A 22,669-nucleotide genomic window follows, 5' to 3' on the forward strand; every position below is an offset into this window, starting at 1 on the left:
GCCTCTTTGTTCCCGTGCTCGGGAGCATCCGCCACGGCGCCCCGGGCGGGTGTCAGCCGCGCGCCTGGCGCATCAGCAGGTCGCGCAACTGGCGGGCGTGGCGGCGGCTGACGGCCAGTTCGGCGCTGCCGACCCGGACGGTGGTCGCCCCGGCGTCGAGGCGCAGTTCGTCGATGCGGCGCAGCGCGACCAGGTGGCTGCGGTGGATCCGGACGAACCCGCGCGCCGCCCACCGCTCCTCCAGCGTGGACAGCGGGATGCGGACGAGGTGGCTGCCCTCGTCGGTGTGCAGCCGCGCGTAGTCGCCCTGGGCCTCGACGTAGGCGATGTCGTCGACGGCCACGAAGCGGGTGACGCCGCCGAGTTCGACCGGGATCTGCTCCGCCGCCGCGGCGGCGATCGCGGGTTCGGCGAGCTCGCGGACGCGCCGTACTGCCTCCGCGAGGCGTTCCTTGCGCACCGGTTTGAGGACGTAGTCGACGGCTTTGAGGTCGAACGCCTGGAGGGCGAACCCTTCGTGGGCGGTGACGAAGACGATCAGTGGGGGCCTGGCGAACCCGGCTATCAGGCGGGCGATGTCGAGGCCGGTGAGCCCGGCCATGTGGATGTCGAGGAAGACGACGTCGATGGCGTCCACGCCGTCGGGCCCCGCTTCCAGGGCACGGCCGATGCGGCGGAGCGCCTCGGTGGCGTCGGTGGCGCCCTCCGCGCTGCGCACCCTGGGGTCGGAGCGGAGGAGGTAGAGGAGCTCTTCGAGAGCGGGCTTCTCGTCGTCGACGGCCAGTACGCGCACCATGGTGCGGAGTGTAGGGGCGGGTCGATTGAGCGGGAAACGGCTCGGATGCGTACTCCATGGCGTAAGGCTTCACGGAAGCACACGGCACACGGACGCGTACGCGGGAATGAGGCACCCCCATGAGTCTGCGGGAGCGGCATCACGATGTCGCCGCCTATGCGCTGGGCGTGCTGGAACCGGCGGACGCCCTCGCGTGCGAGGAGCACCTGGCGCGGTGCGCGGCGTGCGCGGCAGGGTTCCCGGACTTCGTCTTCGCCGCGTCGGCGCTGGCCCAGCTCGCCGACCGGGAGCCGCTGCGGCCCCTGGGGGCGGTCGCGGTGCCGGCCGCCCGGGCGGGACGCCGGCGGTCCCGTCGGGCGCGCCCGGTGCGGGCGCGGCGCTGGCGGTCGCGGGTCGTCGGGGTGGCGGCGGCGCTGGCGGTCGCGGTGCCGGGCGCCGTGCTGCTGGCCTCGCCCGGACCGGGCGGTGGCGACCCGGCGGTACGGCGGGCGGCGGCGACGGACTCGGCGACCGGGGCGTCGGCGTCGGTCGCGCTGCGGGACCGGGAGTGGGGCACGGAGGTGGCGCTGCGGGTGGCCGGGGTGCGGGGCGCTCGCGTGTGCGAACTGGTCGCCGTCGGGTCGGACGGCCGGGCGTGGCCGGTCATGACGTGGGCGACGAAGGAGGGCGACGAGCCGGTCATGGAGGGCGGCATCGCGCTGCGGCTCGGGGAGATCGAGCGGCTGGAGGTGCGGACCGTGGAGGGTGAGCGGCTGGTGTCGGTGCGGCCGTGAGCCGCTGTTTCACCTGAGGCGTTCAACCTGAGGCGTTTTACCTGAGGCGCTATTTCAGGAGCCGCGACAGACGGCGGTCCGCGAGGGGTTTGCCGCCGGTCTGGCAGGTGGGGCAGTACTGGAGCGACGAGTCGCTGAAGGACACCTCCCGGATGGTGTCGCCGCAGACGGGGCACGGTTCCCCGGTGCGGCCGTGGACGCGCAGCCCGCTCTTCTTCTCGGCCTTGAGGCGGCCGGCGGCGACGCCGTGGGAGCGTTCGACGGCCTCGCGGAGGGTGGTGCGCATCGCCTCGTACAAGGTGGTCGTCTCATCCTCGGTGAGGTTCTGTACGGGTTTGAAGGGCGACATCCTGGCGGCGTGCAGGATCTCGTCGCTGTAGGCGTTGCCGATGCCCGCGATCAGGCTCTGGTCGCGCAGGGCGCCCTTGACCTGGCGCCGCTCCCCGGCGAGGAGGGCGGCGAAGGCGTCCCGGTCGAAGTCGTCGGCGAGCGGGTCCGGGCCGAGCCTGGCGACGCCCGGGACGTCGGCGGGGTCGTGGACGAGGTGGACGGCGAGGCGTTTGGTGGTGCCCGCCTCGGTGAGGTCGAAGCCGTCGCCGCCGGTGAGCGCGACGCGCAGCGCGAGCGGCCCCTTGCCGGGGCGCGGCGGCCCGGAGGGCAGGACGTCCCGCCACTGGAGCCACCCGGCCCGGGCCAGGTGGATCAGCAGGTGGAGGCCGTCCGCCGCGATGTCCAGGAACTTGCCGTGCCGGCCGACGGCCGTGACGGTGGTGCCGTCGAGGGCGGACAGCGGCGGGTCGTACGTCTTGAGGACGCTGATCGCGACGGGCAGGGCGCGGGCGATCTCCTTGCCGACCAGGTGCTCGTCGAGGAACTCTCGGAGGGCTTCGGCCTCGGGCAGTTCAGGCATGGTTCCAGCGTGCCGCAGGGGCGCCCGGCGCGCCGCTCAGCTCCGCTGGGTGAGCTTGACCAGTTCGGCGAGTTCGTCGGCCATCGCGTGGGCGAGCCGGTCCACGTCCGGTACGGCCTTGCCGTCGGCGACGAGCCCGATGTGCACCTGCCCGCCGTACGGGGTCATCGCCACGGCCAGCGCCTGGCCGCGCGCGAGCGGGGCCATGGGGTGCAGGGCGCGCAGCGGGTGGCCGCCGAGGGAGAGGGTGGAGCGGGGCAGCGGCACGTTGGTGACCAGGACGTCGAACAGCATCCGCGCCGCCCCCTGGGCCAGTGGGGCGCCGAACCGGTGGGCGAGCGGGGGCAGTTGGTCGGCGAGGACGGCGACCGCCCCGGCCCCGCGCGTGGGCCCGGCGGCCTTGTTGCGGTCCATGCCGCGCCGTACGGAGTCGAGCCGGCTCAGCGGGTCGGGGTCGGAGAGGGGCAGGTCCAGGAGGTACGCGGAGAAGGTGTTGCCGGGGCCGGGCGCACCGCCGGGCCGCCGCCGGGAGACCGGTACGAGGGCGCGCGGGTCCGCCGTGGGCGGCCGCTCGCCGCGCTCCAGCATCCAGTGGCGCAGCGCCCCGGCGGTGACCGCGAGCAGCACGTCGTTGGCGGTGCCGCCGGTGACCCGGCGCACCCGCCGCACCTCCTCCAGGTCCAGGTCGGCGGTGGCCAGGCGCCGCGTCCCGCTGGAGCCGGCGGTGAGCGCGGGCGTGCCGCGCGGGTCGAGGCGGCTGGCGCGTACGACGGAGGCGCCGACGCCCAGGGCCCGGCCGAGCTCCTCGATGCGGCCGCGCGCGGTGCCCGCGACGTTCAGCGGGCCGGGCAGCCAGGAGCGGGGCGGCACCGGGCGCGGGCGGCGGCGGCCGGTGGCGGTGCGGGCGCCGGCGATCTCGTCGAAGATGCCGGCGCCGATGGCGACCGCGCGCATCCCGTCGGCGAGCGCGTGGTGCAGCTTGACGAGGACGGCGAAGGGGCCGCCGGGCGCGCCGGTCAGCAGGTACATCTCCCAGGGCGGCCGCCCGCGTTCGAGGGGACGTTCCATCAGCTCGCCGGCGAGCCGTGTCGCCTCGGCGGTGAAGCCGGCCGGGCCGCCGGGCAACTCGACGCGCCGCACGTGACGGTGTACGTCGAAGGTCTTGTCGGCGCTCCAGGCGGCGCCGCCGACGGGGAGCAGCACGTCACGGACGCGCATCCGCAGCCGGGGGATGGCGGCGGCGCGCTCGGCGAGGAGGTCCAGGACGTCGCCGGGGTCACCGGGGCCGGGATCGAAGCGGGCGAGGGCGCCCAGGTGCATGGGGTGGTCGGCCGATTCCAGGTGCCAGAAGGCCAGGTCGAGAGGTGCCAGCAGCTCACTGCTCAAGGGATCCCCATGTCGTGGAGGGCCGTGGACGGCTACGGAACAGCAGTCAAACGCGTTCGATCGGTTACGGTCAAGTACGATCCCCTCACTTACAGTTAACAGCCGGTGTCCATTACATTTCCGGCCGGACCGGGACGGTGAACTCGCACCAGACGCATTTGCCGCTGCCGCGCGAGTCCACGCCCCACACGTCGGTCAGCAGGTCCACCAGCAGCAGTCCCCGGCCCGAGACGCCCGACAGGCCCGCGTCACGGCGGCGTGGCAGGGCGCTGGAGCGGTCCTCCACCTCCACCCGCAGCCGCCGTTCGTGCCCGGCCAGCATCCGCAGGGTGACGATCGCCCCGCCGTCGGTGTGGAGCAGCGCGTTGGTGATCAGCTCGTCGGCGACCAGCTCGATGTCGTCGGCCCGCTCCCCCGCGCCCCAGGCCCGTACCGCCGCCCTGATCATGTGCCGGGCCGAGCTCAGCGCCTCGGGGTCGCTCTGGGCCACGTGCTGCTGGAGCCGCCCGCCCGCCTGCGGGGTGAACCCGCCCTCGCGGCGCAGCAGCAGGATCGCCACGTCGTCCTCGCCGCCACGCTCGTCGACCACGTCGCACAGGTGGTCGGCGAGGTCCTGGAGGTCGTCCGGCCCGCCCCGCACCAGGGCCGTCAGCCACTGCATGCCCTCGTCGAGGTCGGCGCCCGGCTGCTCGACGAGCCCGTCCGTGTACAGCAGCAGGGCCTGCCCCGGATCCAGCTCCAGGATGGCGACGGGGTAGTCGAGCGCGCCGAACTCCGCCGACAGGCCCAGCGGCATCCCGCCCTGCACCGGCACCCGGCGGCAGTCGCCGTCGGTGTCCCGCAGCAGCGGGTCGACGTGGCCGGCCCGCACCACCTGCACCACGCCGGTCGCCAGGTCCGCCTCCAGGTACGTACAGGTGGCGAAGCGGTCGGTGTCCAGCTCGTGCAGGAAGGAGGACGCCCGCGCCATCACGGTGGCCGGGGTGTGTCCCTCCGCCGCGTACGCCCGCAGCACGATGCGGAGCTGCCCCATCACGGCGGCGGCGTGCGTGTCGTGCCCCTGGACGTCCCCGATGACGGCGCCGACCCGTCCGCCGGGCAGCGGGATGATGTCGTACCAGTCACCGCCGATGTCCCGGCCGAGCCGGGCGGAGCGGTAGCGGACGGCGATCTGCGCGCCGGGCACCTGCGGGATGCGGCGCGGCAGCATGGCCTGCTGGAGCCCCTCGGCGAGGTCGTGCTCCTGCTCGAAGAGCATGGCGCGCTGGATGCTCTGCGCGATGCTGCTGCCGAGGGCCACGAGCACGTTGCGGTCCTCGGGGGTGAAGCCGTTCTTGTCGCTGTAGAGCAGGCCGAGCGCGCCGATGGGCCGGGCCTGGGCGATCAGCGGCAGGTACGCGGCGGAGGTGATCCCGAGGCCGCTGATGTGCGGCCAGAGGATGGGGTAGGAGGTGGCGAAGTCCTCCGGGGACTCGATGAAGCGGGGGGCGAGGGTGCGGACGACCTCGCTCATCGGGTACTGCTCGTCCACCCGGGTGTACCGGGTGCCGGGCACGAAGGAGCCCTCGGGCCCGTCGGCGACGAGATGGATGCGGCCCGCCTCCAGCAGCCCCATCACCAGGCTGGTCGCACCCAGGTGCTCCAGGCCGTGCGAGTCCTTCAGCACGTCGATGACGTCCTGGACGGTCCGGGCGTGGGCGAGGGCCGCCGTGGTGGACTCCACCACGCTGGTCTGGCGGCGCCGCTCCTCGTCGACCTCCCGCCGGGCGGTGGACTCGGCGAGCTCCTGGGTGGCGTCGCGGACGATGCCGATGATGCGGCGCGGGCGGCCCGTCTCGTCCCGCCGGATGAATCCCTGGGTGTGGGTCCAGCGCAGACCGCCGTCGCGGGAGCGGATGCGGAAGTACGCGCCGTAGTGCGTGCCGCCGCTCTTGAGGGCCTGCGACACCAGTCCGTCGAGGCGGATGGCCTCGCTCGGCGGGACGCGGGGGGCAAGGCTCTCGGGCCGCCCGTCGTACTCGGTGACGTCCGTCTGGAACACGTCGAGGGCGGTCTTGTCCATGTGCATGAGCCCTGTGTCGAGGTCCCAGTCGAAGCTGCCCATGCGGTTGAGGGACAGACTCAGATCCGGGTGGGCGGGCCAGTCCTCGGGGAGCGACAGGGCATCCGCTGCCGGATCAACCATGGAGCCACTCTGCCATCATTTGTCGGGTTTTTCGACCGTCTGCGGTACCGGGTGCGGAGCCATCAGCCCTCGTAGAGCTCCGGTTCGAGGGGCATGTCCTGCGGCTCCCCCACGTCGTCCGGCAGGCCCTGGCCGTCGGGTACGCCGGGCCCGTCCGGGCCGTCGGGTACGCCGGGCCCGTCCGGGCCGTCGGGTACGCCGGGCCCGTCCGGAAGTCCGGGGTCGGCCGGCTGGTCGTACGGGTCGGCCGGCTGGTCCGGGCCGCCGGGGTCCCCGGTGCCGTCCGGCGAGGTGAGGACCGGGGGCGGCGGTGGCGGGGGCGGGGTGGGGCAGCCGGGCGGGACCGTCCGGGCGCCACTGGTCGCGGTCGGGCAATCGGCCGGCGCCGGGGTCTTGGGCGGCTGCTGTGGCTCTCGCGGCTCCTCCGGTGCCGGTGCGGCCGCGAGGTCACGCTCACCGGGGGCGTACGGCGGCGGCACCTCCGGGCGCCTGTCCCGGTCGGGGCCACTGCCGGTGAGGCGTTCGAGCCAGGTGTTGTCCAGGACGTTGACGATGGTGAGGCTGTGGACCACCTGCTGGGTGGGGTTGACGATCACCACCCGCCCGGGGTCGTAGCCGGGCCACCGCCGGCCCTTCTCCGCGGCGGCTCCTTCGGTGACCACCGGCGACCGCAGCGGGTTGCCGCACGCGCACCGCACGCGCGGCGCGCCGTACTGGTCGACCAGCACGGCCGTACCGGTCTGGAGGACGGCCTGGAAGGGCGCGGCGGAGCCGTCGCGGAAGCCGTGGCCGGTGACCCGGGTGTCGGCGCGCAGCACCACGGGGGTGAGACCGCGCAGCCAGGACGCGATGCCGTCGGGGCCGATCCCGGCGGCCTGGGCGAAGGCGCGCGCCTTGATGTCGTCGGCGGTCAGGAGGCCCACCTGCCTCTCGACGTCGCAACTGGGGGCGGAGGGCACACCGCCGTAGAGGCCGGGTGCGGACCCGGAGACGGTACGGGGCCCTCGGCCGCCCTCCGCCCGCGAAGGCGGGGCGGCCGGCGTCCCGGGTGCCGGGCGGGCGGTCGACGCGGTGAAGGGGTGCGGCCCCGGGGCGCCGGCGGGCTGGAGGCGGACCTCGCGGGAGTCCGCCGCCGTCCCGGTGCCGGCCGCGCGCGTGTCGCCGTCGCCGCCGCAGCCCGCGACGAGCAGCCCGGCGGCCAGCAGCAGACGTATCGGTGAACGCACGCGAGCCTCCTCCTGAATGTCCCTTGGCTGGTCCATATCTGCCGGATCCCGGACCCGCCCGCAACCGGAAGCAGATCACCCGACAAGGACTTGAACACGTTCAAGAAAGGCTCTAGGGTCTCGATTGAACACGTTCAAGCGACGCGTTCGAGCAAGACGTTCGAGCAAGGGGGCGGGGCCGTGTCCGTACTGGTCAACCTGATCGTGACGCTCGGCATGCTGCTGATCGTCCCGGCCGGCCTCCGCCTGATGGAGGCCCCCGAGCTCGACACCATACGGCGCCTGTGGCCGGTGTTCGCCCTGCCCGGGGCCGTCTGCCTGTGGCTGCCACGCGGTGTCCCCGCCGTCACGCTCGCCGCATGCTACGCGCTGGGCACCGTCCTCCTCGCGCTGCACGCCCCGCGCCGCCTGCTGCGTACGCGGTCGGCGGCGCCCGCCGAGATCGCCGTCCTGACCGCGCTGGCGAGCCCCTCGGTCGCCGCGCTCGCGCTGGTCGCCGAGCGGGCCGGGCACCGGCTGTTCGGGTTCGGCCTCGACATCCTGACGCTGACGGTCCCCCACTTCCACTTCGCCGGCTTCGCCGCCGCCCTGGTGGCCGGGCTGGTCTGCCGCACGGTGGACCGCCCCGCCGCCCGGTTCGCCGCGCTCAGCGTGCCGCTGGGCACCCTGCTCGTCCTTCTGGGGTACTTCCTGGACGACTGGGCCGAACTGGCCGGGGCACTGGTCCTGACCGCCGGTATGTGGGCCGTCGCCCTGCTGACGTGGCGCGACGTCGCGGCCGAGCGGCACGACCGGCCCACCCGCGCCCTGCTCGCCGTCTCGGCCGCCGTCCTGGTGGCGACCATGCTGCTCGCGCTGAGCTGGGCGCTCGGCGAGGCGACCGGCCTGCCGCACCCCAACCTGACCTGGATGGCCGCCACCCACGGCCTCGGCAACGCGCTCGGCTTCGCACTGTGCTCGGTGCTGGCCTGGCGACGACTCAAGGAGCCCGTCACATGACGCGACCGCCGCGCGGCCCCGGCGCCGCCCCCGTACCGTCCGGCTTCAGCTACCCGGACGTCGGCGCCACCCGGACCCGCCCCCTCCCGGCCGGCTACCACCACCTGCACCACGAGACCCTGATCGGCCACGGCCGGGACGTCTTCGAGAACGCGGGCACGGCCGTTACCACCTGGGCGATGCACCGGAAGTCCGGCGCACGCGTGCGTGCCGGGTCCGTACGGGCCGAGCCCGGCACGGCGGTCGAGATCGCGCTCGGCGCCGGACCGCTCCGGATGGCCGCGCCGTGCGAGGTGGTGTGGACGGCGTACGAGGCGGACCGCACCGGCTTCGCGTACGGCACCCTGGCGGGGCACCCCGAGAGCGGTGAGGAGTCGTTCGTGGTGGAGCGGCGGGCGGACGGGTCCGTGTGGTTCACGGTCACGGCGTTCAGCCGGCCCGCCCGCTGGTACACGCGGGCCGCCGGGCCCCTCGTCCCGGTGCTCCAGCGCGCCTACGCGCGACACCTGGGCCGTACGCTGCGAAAGATCGCCGCGCGCTGAGGGGCGGCCGATACTGGAACCGATGGAGTGGTTCTGGTTCGCCTCGTCCGACTACTGGCTGAGCCGGCTGGTCTTCCAGCGGGCTCTGGCCGGGATCTACCTGGTCGCGTTCCTCTGCGCCGCCCTCCAGTTCCGGGCACTGATCGGCGAACGCGGCATGCTGCCGGTGCCCGCGTACCTGCGCCGCGTCCCGCCCCGGGTGGCGCCCAGCGTCTTCCATCTGCACTACTCGGACCGGTTCTTCGCGCTCTGCGCCTGGACGGGGGCGGCGCTGTCGCTGGCGCTCGTCGCGGGCGCGGGCGACGCGGTACCGCTCGCCGTGGCGATGCTGATGTGGGCGGTGCTGTGGGCGCTGTACCTGTCCATCGTCAACGTCGGGCAGACCTGGTACGGCTTCGGCTGGGAATCGCTGCTCCTGGAGGCGGGTTTCCTCGCCGTCTTCCTCGGCAACGAGGACACCGCCCCGCCCATCCTGATCCTGTTCCTGCTGCGCTGGCTGCTGTTCCGGGTGGAGTTCGGGGCGGGCCTGATCAAACTGCGCGGCGACGCCTGCTGGCGGAACCTGACCTGCCTGTACTACCACCACGAGACCCAGCCGATGCCGGGGCCGCTGAGCTGGTTCTTCCACCACCTCCCCAGGCCCCTGCACCGGGTGGAGGTGGCGGCCAACCATGTGACGCAACTCGTCGTGCCGTTCCTGCTGTTCACCCCGCAGCCCGTGGCGAGCGCGGCGGCGGGCCTCATCGCCCTGACGCAGCTCTGGCTGGTGCTGTCGGGCAACTTCTCCTGGCTGAACTGGATCACGATCGTGCTCGCCCTGTCGGCCGTGGACGGCTCCCTCGTGGCCGACGCGCCCGCGCTGCCCCATCCCCCGCTGTGGTACGGAATCCTGGTCATCGCCGTCACCGCTCTGGTGGTGGTCCTCAGTTGGCGTCCGGCACGCAACCTGGTCTCCCGCCACCAGGCCATGAACCGCTCCTTCGACCCGCTGCACCTGGTCAACACCTACGGGGCCTTCGGCACCGTCGGCCGCGTCCGGCACGAGATCGTGATCGAGGGCACCGACGAGCCGACCGTCCACCCGGGCACGGTGTGGCGGGAGTACGAGTTCAAGGGCAAGCCCGGCGACGTACGGCGACTGCCGCGCCAGTTCGCCCCGTACCACCTGCGCCTCGACTGGCTGATGTGGTTCGCGGCGCTCTCCCCCGCGTACGCGTACTCCTGGTTCGCGCCCTTCGTGGAGAAGCTGCTCGAAGGGGACCGCGACACGCTGCGGCTGCTGCGCCACAACCCCTTCCCCGACGCCCCGCCCGTCCGGATCCGCGCCCGGCTGTACCGCTACCGCTTCACCACCTGGCGTGAACTGCGGGAGACGGGCGCCTGGTGGCACCGGACGTACGTGCGGGAGTTCCTGCCGCCCACCCGGCTGTCCTGACCGCCGCATGCGCGTGCCCCCCGCCGGAGGGCGGGGGGCACGGGGCGCACGGTACGAACCGGCTCGCCGGGGCCGGCCGGTGGACCGGCCGGTCAGTCGATGCCGGGCAGGATGTGCGGCTCGGCGAGGTCCTCCTCGTATCCGGCCAGCCGGATCGGGGCCGAACGGGCCCACACTTCGAGGCTGCCGAGGGTGTCCGGCCCCGCGGATCGTTCGCCGATATCCGCCGGCCGCTGCTCCTGCTTCGTGAGTTCTGGTGTCACCGCGCACTCCTTCGTGTCGCGAACCTATGAGGACATGTACTGCCGTTCGGTCGCGGTGGCGCCGGTTACTCGGGCGGAAACGCAGCCTTGGTGGCAGGCTTGTCCCCGGGGCCCGCCTGAGGGGGTTTCGTGGATCCCTGGCGGCGAGCCGTTCGCTTCAGGTTAACCAAATGAGCGCACTTCCGCTCGATGGAACGCGTCACATAGTCAGTATCCGGACACGTTGCCCGCTTCCGGGCACGCGTGCCGGATCACCCGTGGCGGGGCGTCCTGTGCCGGATCACCACTTCGAGGGCGCGTAGTCCTTGAGGAAGCAGCCGTACAGGTCCTCGCCCATCTCGCCGCGCACGATCGGGTCGTAGACCCGGGCCGCGCCGTCGATCAGGTCGAGCGGGGCGTGGAAGCCCGCCTCGGCGAGCCGCATCTTGTCGGGGTGCGGGCGCTCGTCGGTGATCCAGCCGGTGTCGACCGCGGTCATCAGGATGCGGTCGCTCTCGAACATCTCCTGGGCGCTGGTGCGCGTGAGCATGTTGAGCGCGGCCTTGGCCATGTTGGTGTGCGGGTGCCCGGCGCCCTTGTAGCCGCGGCTGAAGACGCCCTCCATGGCGGAGACGTTCACCACGTACGTACGCCGTGCCGAGGACGCGGCCATCGACCGGCGGAGCCGGCTGATGAGGATGAACGGCGCGGTGGAGTTGCAGAGCTGGACTTCCAGAAGTTCGACGGGATCGACCTCGGAAACCGTCTGGATCCAGCTATTGGTGTCGTGCAGGTCCGGCACCAGGCCGCCCGCGTCGATCGCGGTGCCCGCGGCGATGCGCTCCAGGGAGGCGGAGCCGCTGACGAGGGCGAGGTCGGTGACGTCCTGGGCGGTCAGACGATCGCCGTCGCGGGGCCCCGGCAGGGCGGCCATCGTCTCCACGGCGCCGCTGCCGAAGGTGCCGATGACCTCGGCGGACGGCAGCTCGCCCGCGGGCAGCGGGGCGGACTCGGCGGCGACCAGCTCGCTGTACGCCTGCGGGGAGCGGCGTACGGTCTGGGCCGCGTTGTTGATCAGGATGTCCAGCGGGCCCTCGGCGGCGACCGAGTCGGCGAGGGCGACGACCTGCGCCGGGTCGCGCAGGTCGATGCCGACGATCTTCAGACGGTGGATCCACTCGTCGCTGTCCGGCATCGCCTTGAAGCGGCGGATCGCGTCGTTGGGGAAGCGGGTGGTGATGGTGGTGTGGGCACCGTCACGCAGCAGCCGCAGCGCGATGTACATGCCGATCTTGGCGCGGCCACCGGTCAGCAGGGCGCGGCGGCCGGTGAGGTCGGTTCGGGCGTCGCGCTTGGCGCGGTTCTCGGCGGCGCACTTCTGGCAGAGCTGGTGGTAGAAGGCGTCGACCTCGACGTACCGGGTCTTGCAGATGTAGCAGGAGCGCGGGCGCTGGAGTATGCCGGCGATCTCGCCGACCACGGAGGAGGACGGCAGCAGGCCCTGCGTCTCGTCGTCGATCCGCTCGGCCGAGCCGGTCGCGGTGGCCTCGGTGACCGCCTTGTCGTGGGCGGTCTTGGCGGCCCGGCGCTCCTGGCGGCGGCGCTGCTTCACGGTGCGGTAGATCCCGGCCGTGGCGCGGCGGACGGCGATGGCGTCCGGGTGGTCGACGTCCAGTTGGTCGAGCTCTTCCAGGACGCTCAGGCAGACGGCCAGACGCTCGGGGTCGATGCCCGGCCCGTACGCCTGGTTCTCTTCAGTCACCGTCATGGCCGTTGCCGTTCCTCGATCACTCGTATGCCACGTTTACTTTTCAATACTTTTCAAAAGCCGCACTTTACGTCAGTGGAGGGCCCGGCCGCCAAACGGTCGACCCGGGTCCCCGCAGGCTCCCGCCCGTACTCCCGTACTGCGACGGCAGTACGGGCGATTGCGTGCTCACGGACGACGACGTGGCCCGCTGGGGTGGAGATCGTTGACGCATGAGCTCCCTCGCGCTGTCCGTGCTGCTGTCGCTGGTCTCCGCGGTCGCCTACGCGGCCGGGGCGATCGTGCAGGAGCGCGTCGCCGCGACCGCCCCTCCCGTCCTGTCCGCCCCCGCCTGGTGGGCGGCCGTGCTGCTGAACGGCGTGGGCGGTCTGCTGCACGTCGTGGCGCTGGCCTACGGCCCGCTGAGCCTGGTGCAGCCGCTGGGCGCGCTGACGATCGTGTTCGCCCTGCCGATGACGGCGGTCTTCGCGGGGCGGCGGGCGGGGGCGGGCGCGTGGCGCGGGGCGGTGATGGCGACGGCGGGGCTGGCCGGGCTGCTGACGCTGGCCGGCCCGGGCGACGGCCGGCCGCTGGACGGCGGGGCGCGGCCGCTGCTGGCGGTGGTGTGCGCCGGGGCGGTGGCGGCGCTGTTCCTGGCCGCGCGGGGCGTGCGCCGGGCGGTGGTGCGCGGGGTGCTGCTGGGGGCGGCGGCGGGCGTGGCGTTCGGGACCGCCTCGGTGTTCACCAAGGCGGTCGCGGCGGACTTCACGGCCGCCGCGCCGCTCGGCCAGTGGCCGGGCCTGCTGGTGATCGCCGCGCTGGGGGCGGCCGGGCTGCTGCTGACCCAGGCGTCCTACCGGGGCGCCGGGCTGACGGCGCCCCTGGCGACCGTGACCGTCGTCAACCCGGTGGTGGCGGCGGTCGTCGGCATCACGCTGTTCGGCGAGCAGTTCCGGTACGGGGTGGCCGGCACCGTACTGGCGCTGGGGTGCGGCGTGGTGGCGGCGGGCGGGCTGATCCTGCTCACCGCCGTGCCGCCGCCGTCAGAGCCGGACGCCGCCCGCCCGCAGGTAGGCGAGGGGGTCGATGTCGGAGCCGTACCCCGGCCCCGTGCGCACCTCGAAGTGGAGGTGCGGCCCGGTGCTGTTGCCGGTCGACCCTGAACGGGCGATCCGCTGGCCGCTGGTGACCCGCTGCCCTTCGCGCACGGTGAGCGCGGAGAGGTGGGCGTACTGGCTGTACCTGCCGTCCTCGTGCCGGATGACGACCTGGTACCCGTACGCGCCGCCCCAGCCCGCGGAGACCACCCGGCCGGGTGCCACGGCCTTCACGGCGGTGCCGGTGGGGACCGCGAAGTCGACGCCGGTGTGGTAGCCGCTGGCCCAGGCGGAGCCCGCCTTGCGGTAGGCGGTGCTGGGCCCGGCGTCCACGGGCGCGCTGAATCCGGCGGTCCGGGGCCGGGGAACGGCCGGTTTCGCGGTGGCGGGCTTGGCGGTTGCGGGCTTGGCGGCGGGTGGTTTGGCGGGGGCGGGCTTGGCGGCGGGTGGTTTCGCGGCGGGCCGCTCGGGGGCCGCCGTTGCGGGCTTCGGGGCGGTCGTGCGCAGCGTCAGTTTCTGCCCCGGCATGATCAGGTCGGGGTCGCTGCCGATGACCGTGCGGTTGTCGGCGTACAGCCGCTGCCAGCCGCCCCTGACCTTCTCCGCCTCGGCGATGCCCGACAGGGAGTCGCCCCGCGCCACGGTGTAGCTCTCGCGCTTCCCGGGCACGGTGGTGGGGGTCGCGGGCGGAGTCTGGGTCCGGGGCCTGCCCCGCTCCTTCGCCGCCGGTCGCGCCTGCGGTGCGATGTCGGGCGCGTCGCCGCCCCGGGTGAGCCCCGCCTTGACCGAACAGGTGGGCCAGGCGCGCGGGCCCTGTCCCTTGAGCACCTTCTCGGCGATGGCGATCTGCTGGTCCTTGGTCGCGAGGTCGGCGCGCGGCGCGTAGCGGGTACCGCCGTACGCCTCCCAGGTCGACTGGGTGAACTGGAGCCCGCCGTAGAAGCCGTTGCCCGAGTTGATCTTCCAGTTGTTGGTGGACTCGCAGGCCGCGACCTTCTCCCAGACGTCCACCGACGCGGCGTGCGCCTGGCCCGCTCCTATCAGCGGCAGCGCCATCCCGGCGCCGCTCGCCGTGACGGTGAGCGATGCCCGGTTGATACGGCTGGGCTGATACCGGCGGTGTCGTCCGCGTACGGCCATGGGCGGTCCCCCCTTGCACACGTCAGCAGTCGCCCAAGCTAGAGGCACCCGACAGGCCGTGACAAGGGGGCGCGTTGCACGTCAAATGCCCCCGCCGAAGGGCGGGTTGACGGATCACCGGTGAACGTCCTGCTCCCGGGCCGCGTATGGACGCGTACGCCCGCGTACCCACACGCGGAACCCACCGGAAGCCAGGAGTACACAGATGAGTGGCACTGCCCAGATCGGCGTCACCGGGCTCGCGGTCATGGGCCGCAACCTCGCGCGCAACTTCGCCCGCAACGGCTTCACGGTCGCCGTGCACAACCGGACGTCCGGCAGGACGGAGGCGCTGGTCGAGGAGTTCGGTGGCGAGGGAGCGTTCGTCGCCGCGAGGAGCGCCGAGGAGTTCGTCGCGGCGCTGGAGCGGCCGCGACGCCTGGTCGTCATGGTGAAGGCGGGAGAGCCGACGGACGCGGTGATCGAGGAGTTCACGCCGCTGCTGGAGCCGGGTGACGTCGTCATCGACGGCGGCAACGCGCACTTCGCCGACACCCGGCGCCGCGAGAACGAGCTACGGAAGCGTGGAATCCACTTCGTGGGAGCCGGCATCTCGGGCGGTGAGGAGGGCGCGCTGCACGGGCCGAGCATCATGCCGGGCGGGTCGGCCGAGGCGTACGCGTCCCTCGGCCCCCTCCTGGAGCGGATCGCCGCCAGGGCGCCGGACGGCACACCGTGCGTGGCCCACGTCGGCCCGGACGGCGCCGGTCACTTCGTGAAGATGGTGCACAACGGCATCGAGTACGCCGACATGCAGCTCATCGCCGAGGCGTACCACCTGCTGCGCGAGGTGGCGGGCTACTCCCCCGAGCGGATCGCCGGGACGTTCCGCACCTGGAACGCGGGGCGCCTGGACTCGTACCTGATGGAGATCACGGCGGAGGTGCTCGCCCACACGGACGCGGCGAGCGGGGAGCCCTTCGTCGACGTCGTGGCCGACCGCGCCGAGCAGAAGGGCACGGGGCGGTGGACGGTCCAGAGCGCGCTGGACCTGGGCGTGCCGGTGCCGGGGATCGCGGAGGCGGTGTTCGCGCGGTCGCTGTCGGGACACGACGAGCTGCGCGAGGTGTCCCGGTCGCTGCCGGGTCCCACCGTGGCACCGCTGGCCGAGGCGGAGGCGGCGCGTTTCGCCGGGCGGGTCGAGCGGGCGCTGTACGCGTCGAAGATCGTCTCGTACACGCAGGGCTTCGACCAGATCCGGGCGGGCAGCGAGACGTACGGGTGGAAGGTCGATCCCGGCACGGTGGCGTCCCTGTGGCGGGCGGGCTGCATCATCCGGGCGGCGTTCCTCGACCGGATCCGGGGCGCGTACGCCGCCCGGCCGGGGCTGGCGTGCCTGCTGGCCGACGAGGGCTTCGCGGAGGAGATCGGGGCGGCCCAGGACGACTGGCGCGCGGTGGTGGCGGCCGCGGCGCGGCGGGGCGTGCCGACGCCGGGGTTCTCGGCGGCGCTGGCGTACTACGACGCGCTGCGGGCGCTCCGACTGCCCGCTGCCCTCACGCAGGGGCAGCGGGACTTCTTCGGGGCGCACACCTACCGGCGGACCGACCGGGAGGGTTCCTTCCACACCCTCTGGGGCGGTGACCGCTCAGAGGTGGACGCCTGACGCCGACGTCAGCTCATCGGGCCGGGCTCAGGCTCCGGACCGGGTACCGGGTCGGGTCCGGGCGGCTTGGGCACCGGGTCGGGGGACGGCCCGGGCGGCGGCGGCCCGGGGTGCGGTGGCGGCGTCGGGGTCGGCACCGGGCCGGGGGCCGGACCCGGTTCGGGGCCCGGCGGGCCCGGCTGCGGTACGGGCGTCGGCGGCACCGGGTCCGGCGGGCCGGGCGGCGGCGTCGGCGCGGGCGGTACGGGGTCGGTGGGGAACGGGTTCGGGCTGGTCATGGCGCGCTCCCTGGACGGTTCGGCCGTGCACGTTCCAGGCTCTCCCGCTGCGCGTTCCCCCGCGCGGCGGGATCACTCATCGGGTTACGCCCACCCCGGGACGGTCAGCTCCGGGCGGCCGGAACGGCGTGCGGGCTGCGCGCGGTGTCGGTGCCGGGCACGGGCGCGGACGCGTCGGACCCGAGCTCCACGATCCTGTTGGCCCCGTCGACGTGCACGACACGCGGCACCAGCGAGCGCGCCTCGGCGTCGTCGACCTGGGCGTAACTGATCAGGATCACCAGATCACCGGGGTGCACCAGGTGGGCGGCCGCGCCATTGATACCGATCACCCCCGAGCCGCGCTCACCCTCGATGACGTACGTCTCCAGGCGTGCGCCGTTGTCGATGTCCACGATGTGCACCAACTCGCCCGGCAGCAGATCGGCCGCCTCCATCAGGTCGGCGTCGACGGTGACGGAACCCACGTAGTGGAGATCCGCCTGGGTCACGGTGGCTCGATGGATCTTGGACTTGAACATGGTGCGCAGCATGGAGAAACTCCCTGAATTCGGCTCCCTGCCTGCTTTGCGCAGGTCAAGGGCTGTTCACTCAGCCTACAACGGCTCCCTTCCACCCACGATGAGTGGCGGGCGCCCGGCCTCACCAGCGACCGACAAGCGCGACCAGAGTACGGACTGACGCCCCGAACCTCAGCGAGATCCCCGTCACGTCCCCCTTGTCCCGCACCGCTGCACGGCCGGCCGGGGGCTCAGGTCACGTACTCCGGCCCCGCGCCCGGGTCATCCGCTTCTGCTCGGTGGTCGTCCGTGCGCTGCGGCTCAGTCGACGGTGACGGTGCAGGTGATGCGCTCGGGGGCCGTGGTCGGGGTGGCGGAGGGTCCGGTCGTCTCGGGGGGCCGGGTGGAGGTGTTGCCCTGGCAGGTGGCGAACGTGCAGTGCAGCAGCGTGAACCGGGTGGTCCCCTTGCCCTTGGCCTCGAAGGTGAAGGTGAGCCGGCCGCCGGCACCGTCCACCGCAGAGCCCCGCTCACCCCTCGCGTGCGACCACTGGCGGCGCGGCAGCGGAGGCGGTCGTCATGAGGCGCGCAGCACCAGGCGCTGCGCCGTGATCGTGTCGGAGGTGACCAGAGCCTGCTCCGCCGTCACGTCCGTGAGGAACACGAAGGGGGGTACCAGCGGCGGCACGGGCAGCCGGTCGGGCGTGAAGGTCAGGCAGATCAGCCCCTCCACGCAACCGTGGAAGCGGGTCAGGTACAGGGTGACGTCACCGCGCAGGTCGAGCCGGCCGGCGCCGAGTGCGAGGCGCGGGGCGCCGTCCCGGGTGGTCATGCGGTAGTCGCGCAGGGACGCGGCCCGCATGCGCAGCACCATCACCCTCTGCGTGCCGTCCACCGTCGGGATCTCCCGTACGCCGGCGACGATGAAGCCCTGCGGGCGGAACTCCTCGGCGGTGATCGTGGGCGGCGTGCGGGAGGCGGGGGGAGGGCCGCCCGGGGCGGCTTCGGCGCGGCCGCCCCCGGTGGTCACGGCCGCGGCGGCCAGGAGGGCCGCGGGCAGCAGTACGGCCAGTGCGCGCGGTGCCGTGGGCCCCGAGCCGGCTTCGCCCACGCCGTCGGCCCCGGCCTTCGAGACGGGCTCGTCGGCCGGGGTCCAGCCGAACCCAAGGGCGCTGCCCAGGATTCCCAGCGCGGTCCCCACAAGGAACCCGCCGAGATTGGTGGCCGCGAAGGCCACCACCGACAGGATCAGGGCGTTCACGCTCACGTAGTGCCGGGTGTGGGGCAGGACCCAGAGGAAGACGCCGGCCGCGATCAGCGCCAGGCCGATGGCGATCGCGGCGATGCCGCCGAGTCCCAGGCTCACCAGGACGGGGATGGGGGACAGCGGTACGAGGAGCAGTTCGGCGCCTGCCAGGACCAGCAACAGCCCGCCCCCGAACGGGCGGGCACGGCGCCAGTCGCGGAAGCGGTGGCGGGCCCCCGGCAGAGGCAGGCGTCGGTCGAGCCGGTCCGCGAACCGCCGCGTCCGCTCCCGCACACGCATCCGCCTCCGCACCCGTATCCGAAGTCGCCGCGGCCGCCGCGGCCGGTCCCGGTGGCGGCGCAAGACGCTCAGAAGCACTGTGTGCCACCCAGTTTGACGGCGAGTTTCAGGCCCTTGAGGCGGAAGTTCCCGCCCGTGGCCGACCAGGCGTGCGAGCGGACCTCGCTCACCTCGATGTCTCCCGCCTGGAGGCCGAACGCCCCTTGCGGCCCCGTGACGCCGGGCACCTCGTCGAGCGTGGACGCGTCGCGGCCGATCTCGGCCGTGCCGAACCGTGCGTCACCCACCAGGTCCTCGCCGTCGATCACCAGGTTCCGCGCGGTCACCGTGCCCGCGTCGCCGCCCGCGCTGAGCTTGAACACGACGGTGCCCAGGGGTGTCTTGACCCGCGCGGACTGGCAGATGTCGGTCAGGGTCGCCTTGTCCAGGCCGAGCAGGGCGACCGGGTGCCCCTTGCCGTCGGCGGACCGGTCGGTGTGCACGTACGACGCCAGACCGTCGCTGCTGAGCTTGCTCGAAGCCACTTGGAAGTTCGTACCGGAGACGGCGAACGAGGCGGCGAGCGCGCCCTCGGCCATCAGGAGGGCCATGGCCCCCACGGCGGCGAAGCCGGGCACGGCGAGGGCCGCCGACCTCCGCCAGTTCGTGGTGCCGGCACGGGGGTGCGTTGATCTGCTCACTGATCCTCCCGAACGTCGTGTGGTGCGTACGGAAGTGCTGCCGGGTCGAGGTCCTCTCGGCCCGCGCCAGCGGGAACTGACGCGGCATCAGGAGGCTAGGACTCAATTAGACGGCGAGTCAATAGAAGGGCGCGGGCGGCGTCACGCGGCCTCGCGGCCGACGTTCTCCACCATGCGGCGCAGCACCTTGACCGTGGTGACGTAGTCGGCGTCGTCGATGCCGTCGTGCAGGCGCTCCCGCCAGGCGGGTACGTGCCGTTTGATGTCGGCCCTGGCCGCCTCTCCCGCGTCGGTGATCCACAGGCGCCGCTCACCGTCCCGCCGCAGCCGGCCCCGCTCGACGAGCCGGTCGGACTCCGCTCCCAGGTCGTCCTCGGCCCGCAGGAACTCACGCATCCGCCCGGTCAGCTCCGGTACGGTCTGCCCCTGGCCGTCCGGGTTGAGGTCGTTCACGGACAGGTGGCGCAGCAGCCAGTACTGGGGCTGGCTCGTGCCCAGCCGCGCCAGCTCGCCGCGGATGTATCCGATCACCGCGTCGTTGGCGACTCCGGTCCAGTAGCCGATCGGCTGCTTGGCCAGTTCCATGTCGGCGTGGTCCATGCCGTGTTCTCCCCTGGTCCGCACCCGTCGCCCTCATGCGACGCGGTGCATTGATCGCAACGTAGGACCTCAAGCGCGCTTCAGGTCAAGCGCCCTTGTGCGCCGGAGCGCCGAGCACCCGGATGTGCGGGCGTCCGGTCGCGTCGGGGTCGGTCACCTCTGCCCGTACGCCGTAGACGTCGGCGATCAGCGTCTCGGTCAGTACGTCCCGGGGTGTGCCCGTGGCGACGACCCGGCCTCGCCGGAGGACCACGACGTGGTCGCAGTACATCGCGGCGAGGTTGAGGTCGTGCAGGGCGACCACGCTGGTGATGGCGAGTGTGCGGACGAGGTGCAGCAGCTCGTGCTGGTGCTGGATGTCGAGGTGGTTGGTCGGCTCGTCGAGGAGGAGTTCGCGCGGCTCCTGTGCCAGGGCGCGGGCGATCTGGACGCGCTGGCGCTCGCCTCCGGAGAGGGTGTGCCAGGGCTGGTCGGCCCGGTCGGCGAGGCCGGTGCGTTCCAGGGCGTCGCCGACGGCCCGCTCGTCCGCCTCCGCCGGGGGCGCCCAGGGGCGCCGGTGCGGGATGCGCCCGAGCCGTACGACGTCGGTGACGGTCAGCTCGACGAGGGTGTCCGCCTGCTGTTCGACGACGGCCACCCGCCGGGCGACGTCCCTGCGGCGCAGGCTGCCCAGAGGCCTGCCGTCGAGGGTGACCACTCCGGAGGCGGGGGCCAGCACGCCGCAGAGGAGGCGCAACAGGGTGGACTTTCCCGAGCCGTTGGGGCCGAGGAGGCCGGTCATGACTCCGGGGGGCGGCGTGATGCTGACGCCGTCGAGGATCGGTGTGCCGGCGGCGGCGCGTGAGACGTGATCGGCGCTGAGGGTCATCGGTGGGCTCTCCGGGTGCGGTACAGGACGAGTACGAAGGCGGGCACGCCGACCAGTGAGGTCACGACGCCGACCGGCACCTCCTGCGGTTCGATGACGGTCCGGGCGAGGGTGTCGATCCACACCAGGAAGACGGCTCCGCCCAGCGCGGCGGCGGGCAGCAGCCGGGCGTGTCCGGGGCCGACGAGGGCGCGGGCGGCGTGCGGCAGCACCAGGCCGACGAAGCCGATGGCGCCGGCCGAGCTGACGAGGGCCGCCGTGAGCAGTGCGGTGACGCAGAGCAGCACCAGCCGCGCCCGGCCGACGTTCACGCCCAGGGTGGCTGCCGCGTCCTGGCCGAAGGCGAAGGCGTCCAGCGTCCTGCCGTGGGCCAGGCAGACGGCCAGCGTGAGGGCGAGGGCGGCCAGGCACAGCCACACGTCGGTCCAGCCGGCGCCGCTGAGCGAGCCGAGCAGCCAGAACAGCACGCCGCGCGTCGTTTCGGCGTCGGCGGACGTGACCACGACGAAGGAGGTGAGCGCGGAGAACAACTGCATCGCGGCGACGCCGGACAGCACGACCCGGTCGGTGGTTCCGCCCAGGGTATGGCTCAGCAGCAGCATCGCGGCGAACGAGCACACCGCGCCCACGAAGGCGCCCCCGGAGACGGACAGGGCTCCGCCGCCGGCACCGAGGACGACCACGACGACCGCTCCGGTGGAGGCCCCGGACGAGACACCCAGGACGAAGGGGTCGGCGAGCGGGTTGCGCAGCAGCGACTGCATCACCGCCCCGCACAGCGCCAGCCCGGCACCGCACACGGCGGCCAGCAGGGTGCGCGGCAGCCGCAGGTTCCACACGATCCCGTCGCGGATCGGTGTGAGGCCGGAGGCGTCCCCGCCGAGGTGGGACGCCACGACGGACCAGACGTCGGCGACGACGATGTCGGCCGGGCCGATGGTGATGGCGAGGGCGACGGACGCGGCGAGTGCCGCGAGCCCCGCCGCCGTTCGCAGCAGGGCGGCGGTCACTTAGACAGGCCGAACTCGCGGAGCGCGGCGGCGACCTGTTCGATGCCCTCCACCGTGCGGATGGTGGGGTTCATGGCCTGGCCGCTGAGGAGGACGTACCGCTTGTGCTTGACGGCGTCCATGTTCCTCGTGACCGGGTTGGACTCCAGGAACTCGATCTTCTTGGCGGCGCTCTCCCCGGTCTGGGCCTTGCGGGTGAGGTCGCCGATCACCAGGACGTCGGGGTTGCGGTCGGCCACGGTCTCCCAGTTGATCTGCGGCCATTCCTCGGTGGTGTCGTCGAAGACGTTCTTGGCGCCGACTTCGCGGGTGATGACGCCGGGGGCGCCGCAGCACCCGGCCATGTAGGGGGAGTTCGCGTCGGAGAACCAGTACAGCAGAGTGACCTTCGAGGCATCGAGTCCCTTGGTCGCCTTGGCGACACGCGACGTGAGGCTCGCGACCAGGTCCTCGCCGCGCTTCTCCTCACCGAAGACGCGGGCGAGGTCGCGTACCTCCCCGTACACGGTGTCCATGGTCAGCGGCTTGGTGCGGACGCCGTCACCGTCGCCGCTGTTGTCCTTGCCCACGCAGTCGGACGGGGAAAGGTAGGTGGGCACGCCGAGCTTCGCGAACTGCTCGCGCGTGGCCACGCCGCCCTTGCCGAGGGTGGAGGCGAACGAGGCGGCGACGAAGTCGGGTTCGGTGTCGAGGACCTTCTCGAAGGAGGGGTTGTTCTCGGCGAGCCGGGTCACGCCCGCGTTCGCCTTCTCCAGGCCCTTCATGACGGGGTCGGTCCAGGTGGCGGTTCCGGCCATCCGGTCGGCGAGACCGAGGGACAGCATGATCTCGGTGGTGCCCTGGTTGAGCGAGACGGCCCGGCGCGGCCCGTCCCCCTTGATCTCCACCTTCTGTCCGCAGTTGTCCAGTACGCGGATGCCGGCCTGCGCCGGTGAGGGGGACGTGCCGGAGGCACCCCCGCAGCCGGTCAGGAGGAGGGCTCCGCACAGGAGCGCGGCGAACGAGGCGGTCGGGCGTGTGATGGGCACAGCGAAGTCCTCAGCGTCGAGGGCCCATGCGCGGGGC

Annotated in this window: 22 protein-coding genes and 1 pseudogene; 6 read left to right on the forward strand and 17 right to left on the reverse strand. The window is 73.2% G+C overall.

Annotated features, from left to right (window positions below):
* Positions 1–52 precede the first annotated feature (52 nt).
* The gene (locus AB0J57_RS02435) at positions 53–796 is read right to left on the reverse strand and encodes a response regulator transcription factor (protein WP_366126039.1); all 744 of its coding nucleotides are present in this window, start codon (positions 794–796) and stop codon (positions 53–55) included.
* A 119-nt stretch (positions 797–915) separates the two neighbouring features.
* Between AB0J57_RS02435 and AB0J57_RS02440 the strand changes: the two genes are divergently transcribed.
* Positions 916–1,569, forward strand: coding sequence for a zf-HC2 domain-containing protein (locus tag AB0J57_RS02440; RefSeq protein WP_366126040.1), 654 nt, complete (start codon positions 916–918; stop codon positions 1,567–1,569).
* 49 nt (positions 1,570–1,618) lie between these two features.
* Here AB0J57_RS02440 and AB0J57_RS02445 read toward each other — a convergent pair whose 3' ends face one another.
* From AB0J57_RS02445 to AB0J57_RS02460, 4 genes are all read right to left on the reverse strand, one after another.
* Positions 1,619–2,479, reverse strand: a complete 861-nt coding sequence (locus AB0J57_RS02445; protein ID WP_366126041.1) for a DNA-formamidopyrimidine glycosylase family protein — start codon at positions 2,477–2,479, stop codon at positions 1,619–1,621.
* Positions 2,480–2,515: 36 nt separating this feature from the next.
* Positions 2,516–3,865, reverse strand: a complete 1,350-nt coding sequence (locus tag AB0J57_RS02450; protein ID WP_366126042.1) for a wax ester/triacylglycerol synthase family O-acyltransferase — start codon at positions 3,863–3,865, stop codon at positions 2,516–2,518.
* Between the two features lie 112 nt (positions 3,866–3,977).
* Positions 3,978–6,050: a SpoIIE family protein phosphatase gene (locus AB0J57_RS02455; RefSeq protein WP_366126043.1), complete on the reverse strand. Its 2,073-nt coding sequence runs from the start codon at positions 6,048–6,050 to the stop codon at positions 3,978–3,980.
* A gap of 62 nt (positions 6,051–6,112) precedes the next feature.
* Positions 6,113–7,276, reverse strand: a complete 1,164-nt coding sequence (locus AB0J57_RS02460; protein WP_366126044.1) for a DUF6777 domain-containing protein — start codon at positions 7,274–7,276, stop codon at positions 6,113–6,115.
* Positions 7,277–7,456: 180 nt separating this feature from the next.
* Between AB0J57_RS02460 and AB0J57_RS02465 the strand changes: the two genes are divergently transcribed.
* From AB0J57_RS02465 to AB0J57_RS02475, 3 genes are read left to right on the forward strand one after another with little or no spacing between them, the layout of a single operon-like run.
* On the forward strand, positions 7,457–8,275 hold the full coding sequence (locus tag AB0J57_RS02465) for a YndJ family protein (protein ID WP_366126045.1): 819 nt from the start codon (positions 7,457–7,459) through the stop codon (positions 8,273–8,275).
* Positions 8,272–8,817 (forward strand): DUF1990 domain-containing protein, encoded by a 546-nt coding sequence (locus AB0J57_RS02470; RefSeq protein ID WP_366126046.1) that lies wholly within the window; start codon positions 8,272–8,274, stop codon positions 8,815–8,817. The genes AB0J57_RS02465 and AB0J57_RS02470 overlap by 4 nt, the downstream gene beginning before the upstream one ends.
* Before the next feature lie 22 nt (positions 8,818–8,839).
* Positions 8,840–10,252: a lipase maturation factor family protein gene (locus tag AB0J57_RS02475; RefSeq protein WP_366126047.1), complete on the forward strand. Its 1,413-nt coding sequence runs from the start codon at positions 8,840–8,842 to the stop codon at positions 10,250–10,252.
* A gap of 92 nt (positions 10,253–10,344) precedes the next feature.
* On the opposite strand, the gene AB0J57_RS02480 is transcribed toward AB0J57_RS02475, so the two are convergent.
* Complete coding sequence (locus tag AB0J57_RS02480; protein ID WP_366126048.1) at positions 10,345–10,515, reverse strand: hypothetical protein; 171 nt, start codon at positions 10,513–10,515, stop codon at positions 10,345–10,347.
* A 280-nt stretch (positions 10,516–10,795) separates the two neighbouring features.
* Entirely contained in the window at positions 10,796–12,262 is a 1,467-nt protein-coding gene (locus AB0J57_RS02485; protein WP_366126049.1) for an SDR family NAD(P)-dependent oxidoreductase, read from the reverse strand.
* Positions 12,263–12,474: 212 nt separating this feature from the next.
* Between AB0J57_RS02485 and AB0J57_RS02490 the strand changes: the two are divergent.
* Positions 12,475–13,269, forward strand: a pseudogene (locus AB0J57_RS02490) (DMT family transporter); the annotation flags it as partial.
* A gap of 15 nt (positions 13,270–13,284) precedes the next feature.
* Here the strand turns inward: AB0J57_RS02490 and AB0J57_RS02495 are convergent.
* Positions 13,285–14,478, reverse strand: a complete 1,194-nt coding sequence (locus tag AB0J57_RS02495; RefSeq protein WP_366126050.1) for a transglycosylase family protein — start codon at positions 14,476–14,478, stop codon at positions 13,285–13,287.
* 205 nt (positions 14,479–14,683) lie between these two features.
* On the opposite strand from AB0J57_RS02495, the gene gndA reads away from it, so the two are divergent.
* Positions 14,684–16,123: an NADP-dependent phosphogluconate dehydrogenase gene (gene gndA, locus AB0J57_RS02500; RefSeq protein ID WP_366126051.1), complete on the forward strand. Its 1,440-nt coding sequence runs from the start codon at positions 14,684–14,686 to the stop codon at positions 16,121–16,123.
* A gap of 8 nt (positions 16,124–16,131) precedes the next feature.
* Here the strand turns inward: gndA and AB0J57_RS02505 are convergent, their stop codons facing one another.
* From AB0J57_RS02505 to AB0J57_RS02545, 9 genes are all read right to left on the reverse strand, one after another.
* A complete protein-coding gene (locus AB0J57_RS02505; RefSeq protein WP_366126052.1) occupies positions 16,132–16,401 on the reverse strand; it encodes a hypothetical protein in 270 nt (89 codons plus the stop codon).
* 104 nt (positions 16,402–16,505) lie between these two features.
* Positions 16,506–16,934 (reverse strand): aspartate 1-decarboxylase, encoded by a 429-nt coding sequence (gene panD / locus AB0J57_RS02510; RefSeq protein WP_366126053.1) that lies wholly within the window; start codon positions 16,932–16,934, stop codon positions 16,506–16,508.
* Between the two features lie 288 nt (positions 16,935–17,222).
* A complete protein-coding gene (locus AB0J57_RS02515; protein WP_366126054.1) occupies positions 17,223–17,417 on the reverse strand; it encodes a hypothetical protein in 195 nt (64 codons plus the stop codon).
* A 60-nt stretch (positions 17,418–17,477) separates the two neighbouring features.
* On the reverse strand, positions 17,478–18,446 hold the full coding sequence (locus AB0J57_RS02520; protein WP_366126055.1) for a DUF6114 domain-containing protein: 969 nt from the start codon (positions 18,444–18,446) through the stop codon (positions 17,478–17,480).
* Between the two features lie 68 nt (positions 18,447–18,514).
* A complete protein-coding gene (locus tag AB0J57_RS02525; RefSeq protein WP_366126451.1) occupies positions 18,515–19,036 on the reverse strand; it encodes a DUF6230 family protein in 522 nt (173 codons plus the stop codon).
* A 231-nt stretch (positions 19,037–19,267) separates the two neighbouring features.
* Positions 19,268–19,726 carry a MarR family winged helix-turn-helix transcriptional regulator gene (locus AB0J57_RS02530; RefSeq protein WP_366126056.1) on the reverse strand — a complete coding sequence of 153 codons (459 nt, stop codon included), beginning with the start codon at positions 19,724–19,726 and terminating at the stop codon, positions 19,268–19,270.
* An 85-nt stretch (positions 19,727–19,811) separates the two neighbouring features.
* Entirely contained in the window at positions 19,812–20,594 is a 783-nt protein-coding gene (locus AB0J57_RS02535) for an ABC transporter ATP-binding protein (protein ID WP_366126057.1), read from the reverse strand.
* Complete coding sequence (locus tag AB0J57_RS02540) at positions 20,591–21,604, reverse strand: iron chelate uptake ABC transporter family permease subunit (protein ID WP_366126058.1); 1,014 nt, start codon at positions 21,602–21,604, stop codon at positions 20,591–20,593. The genes AB0J57_RS02535 and AB0J57_RS02540 overlap by 4 nt, the downstream gene beginning before the upstream one ends.
* Positions 21,601–22,632, reverse strand: coding sequence for an ABC transporter substrate-binding protein (locus AB0J57_RS02545; RefSeq protein ID WP_366126059.1), 1,032 nt, complete (start codon positions 22,630–22,632; stop codon positions 21,601–21,603). Before AB0J57_RS02545 ends, AB0J57_RS02540 begins: the two co-directional genes overlap by 4 nt.
* Between the last annotated feature and the right edge of the window lie 37 nt (positions 22,633–22,669).

Source organism: Streptomyces sp. NPDC049837 (assembly GCF_040674455.1).
GTDB lineage: Bacteria > Actinomycetota > Actinomycetes > Streptomycetales > Streptomycetaceae > Streptomyces.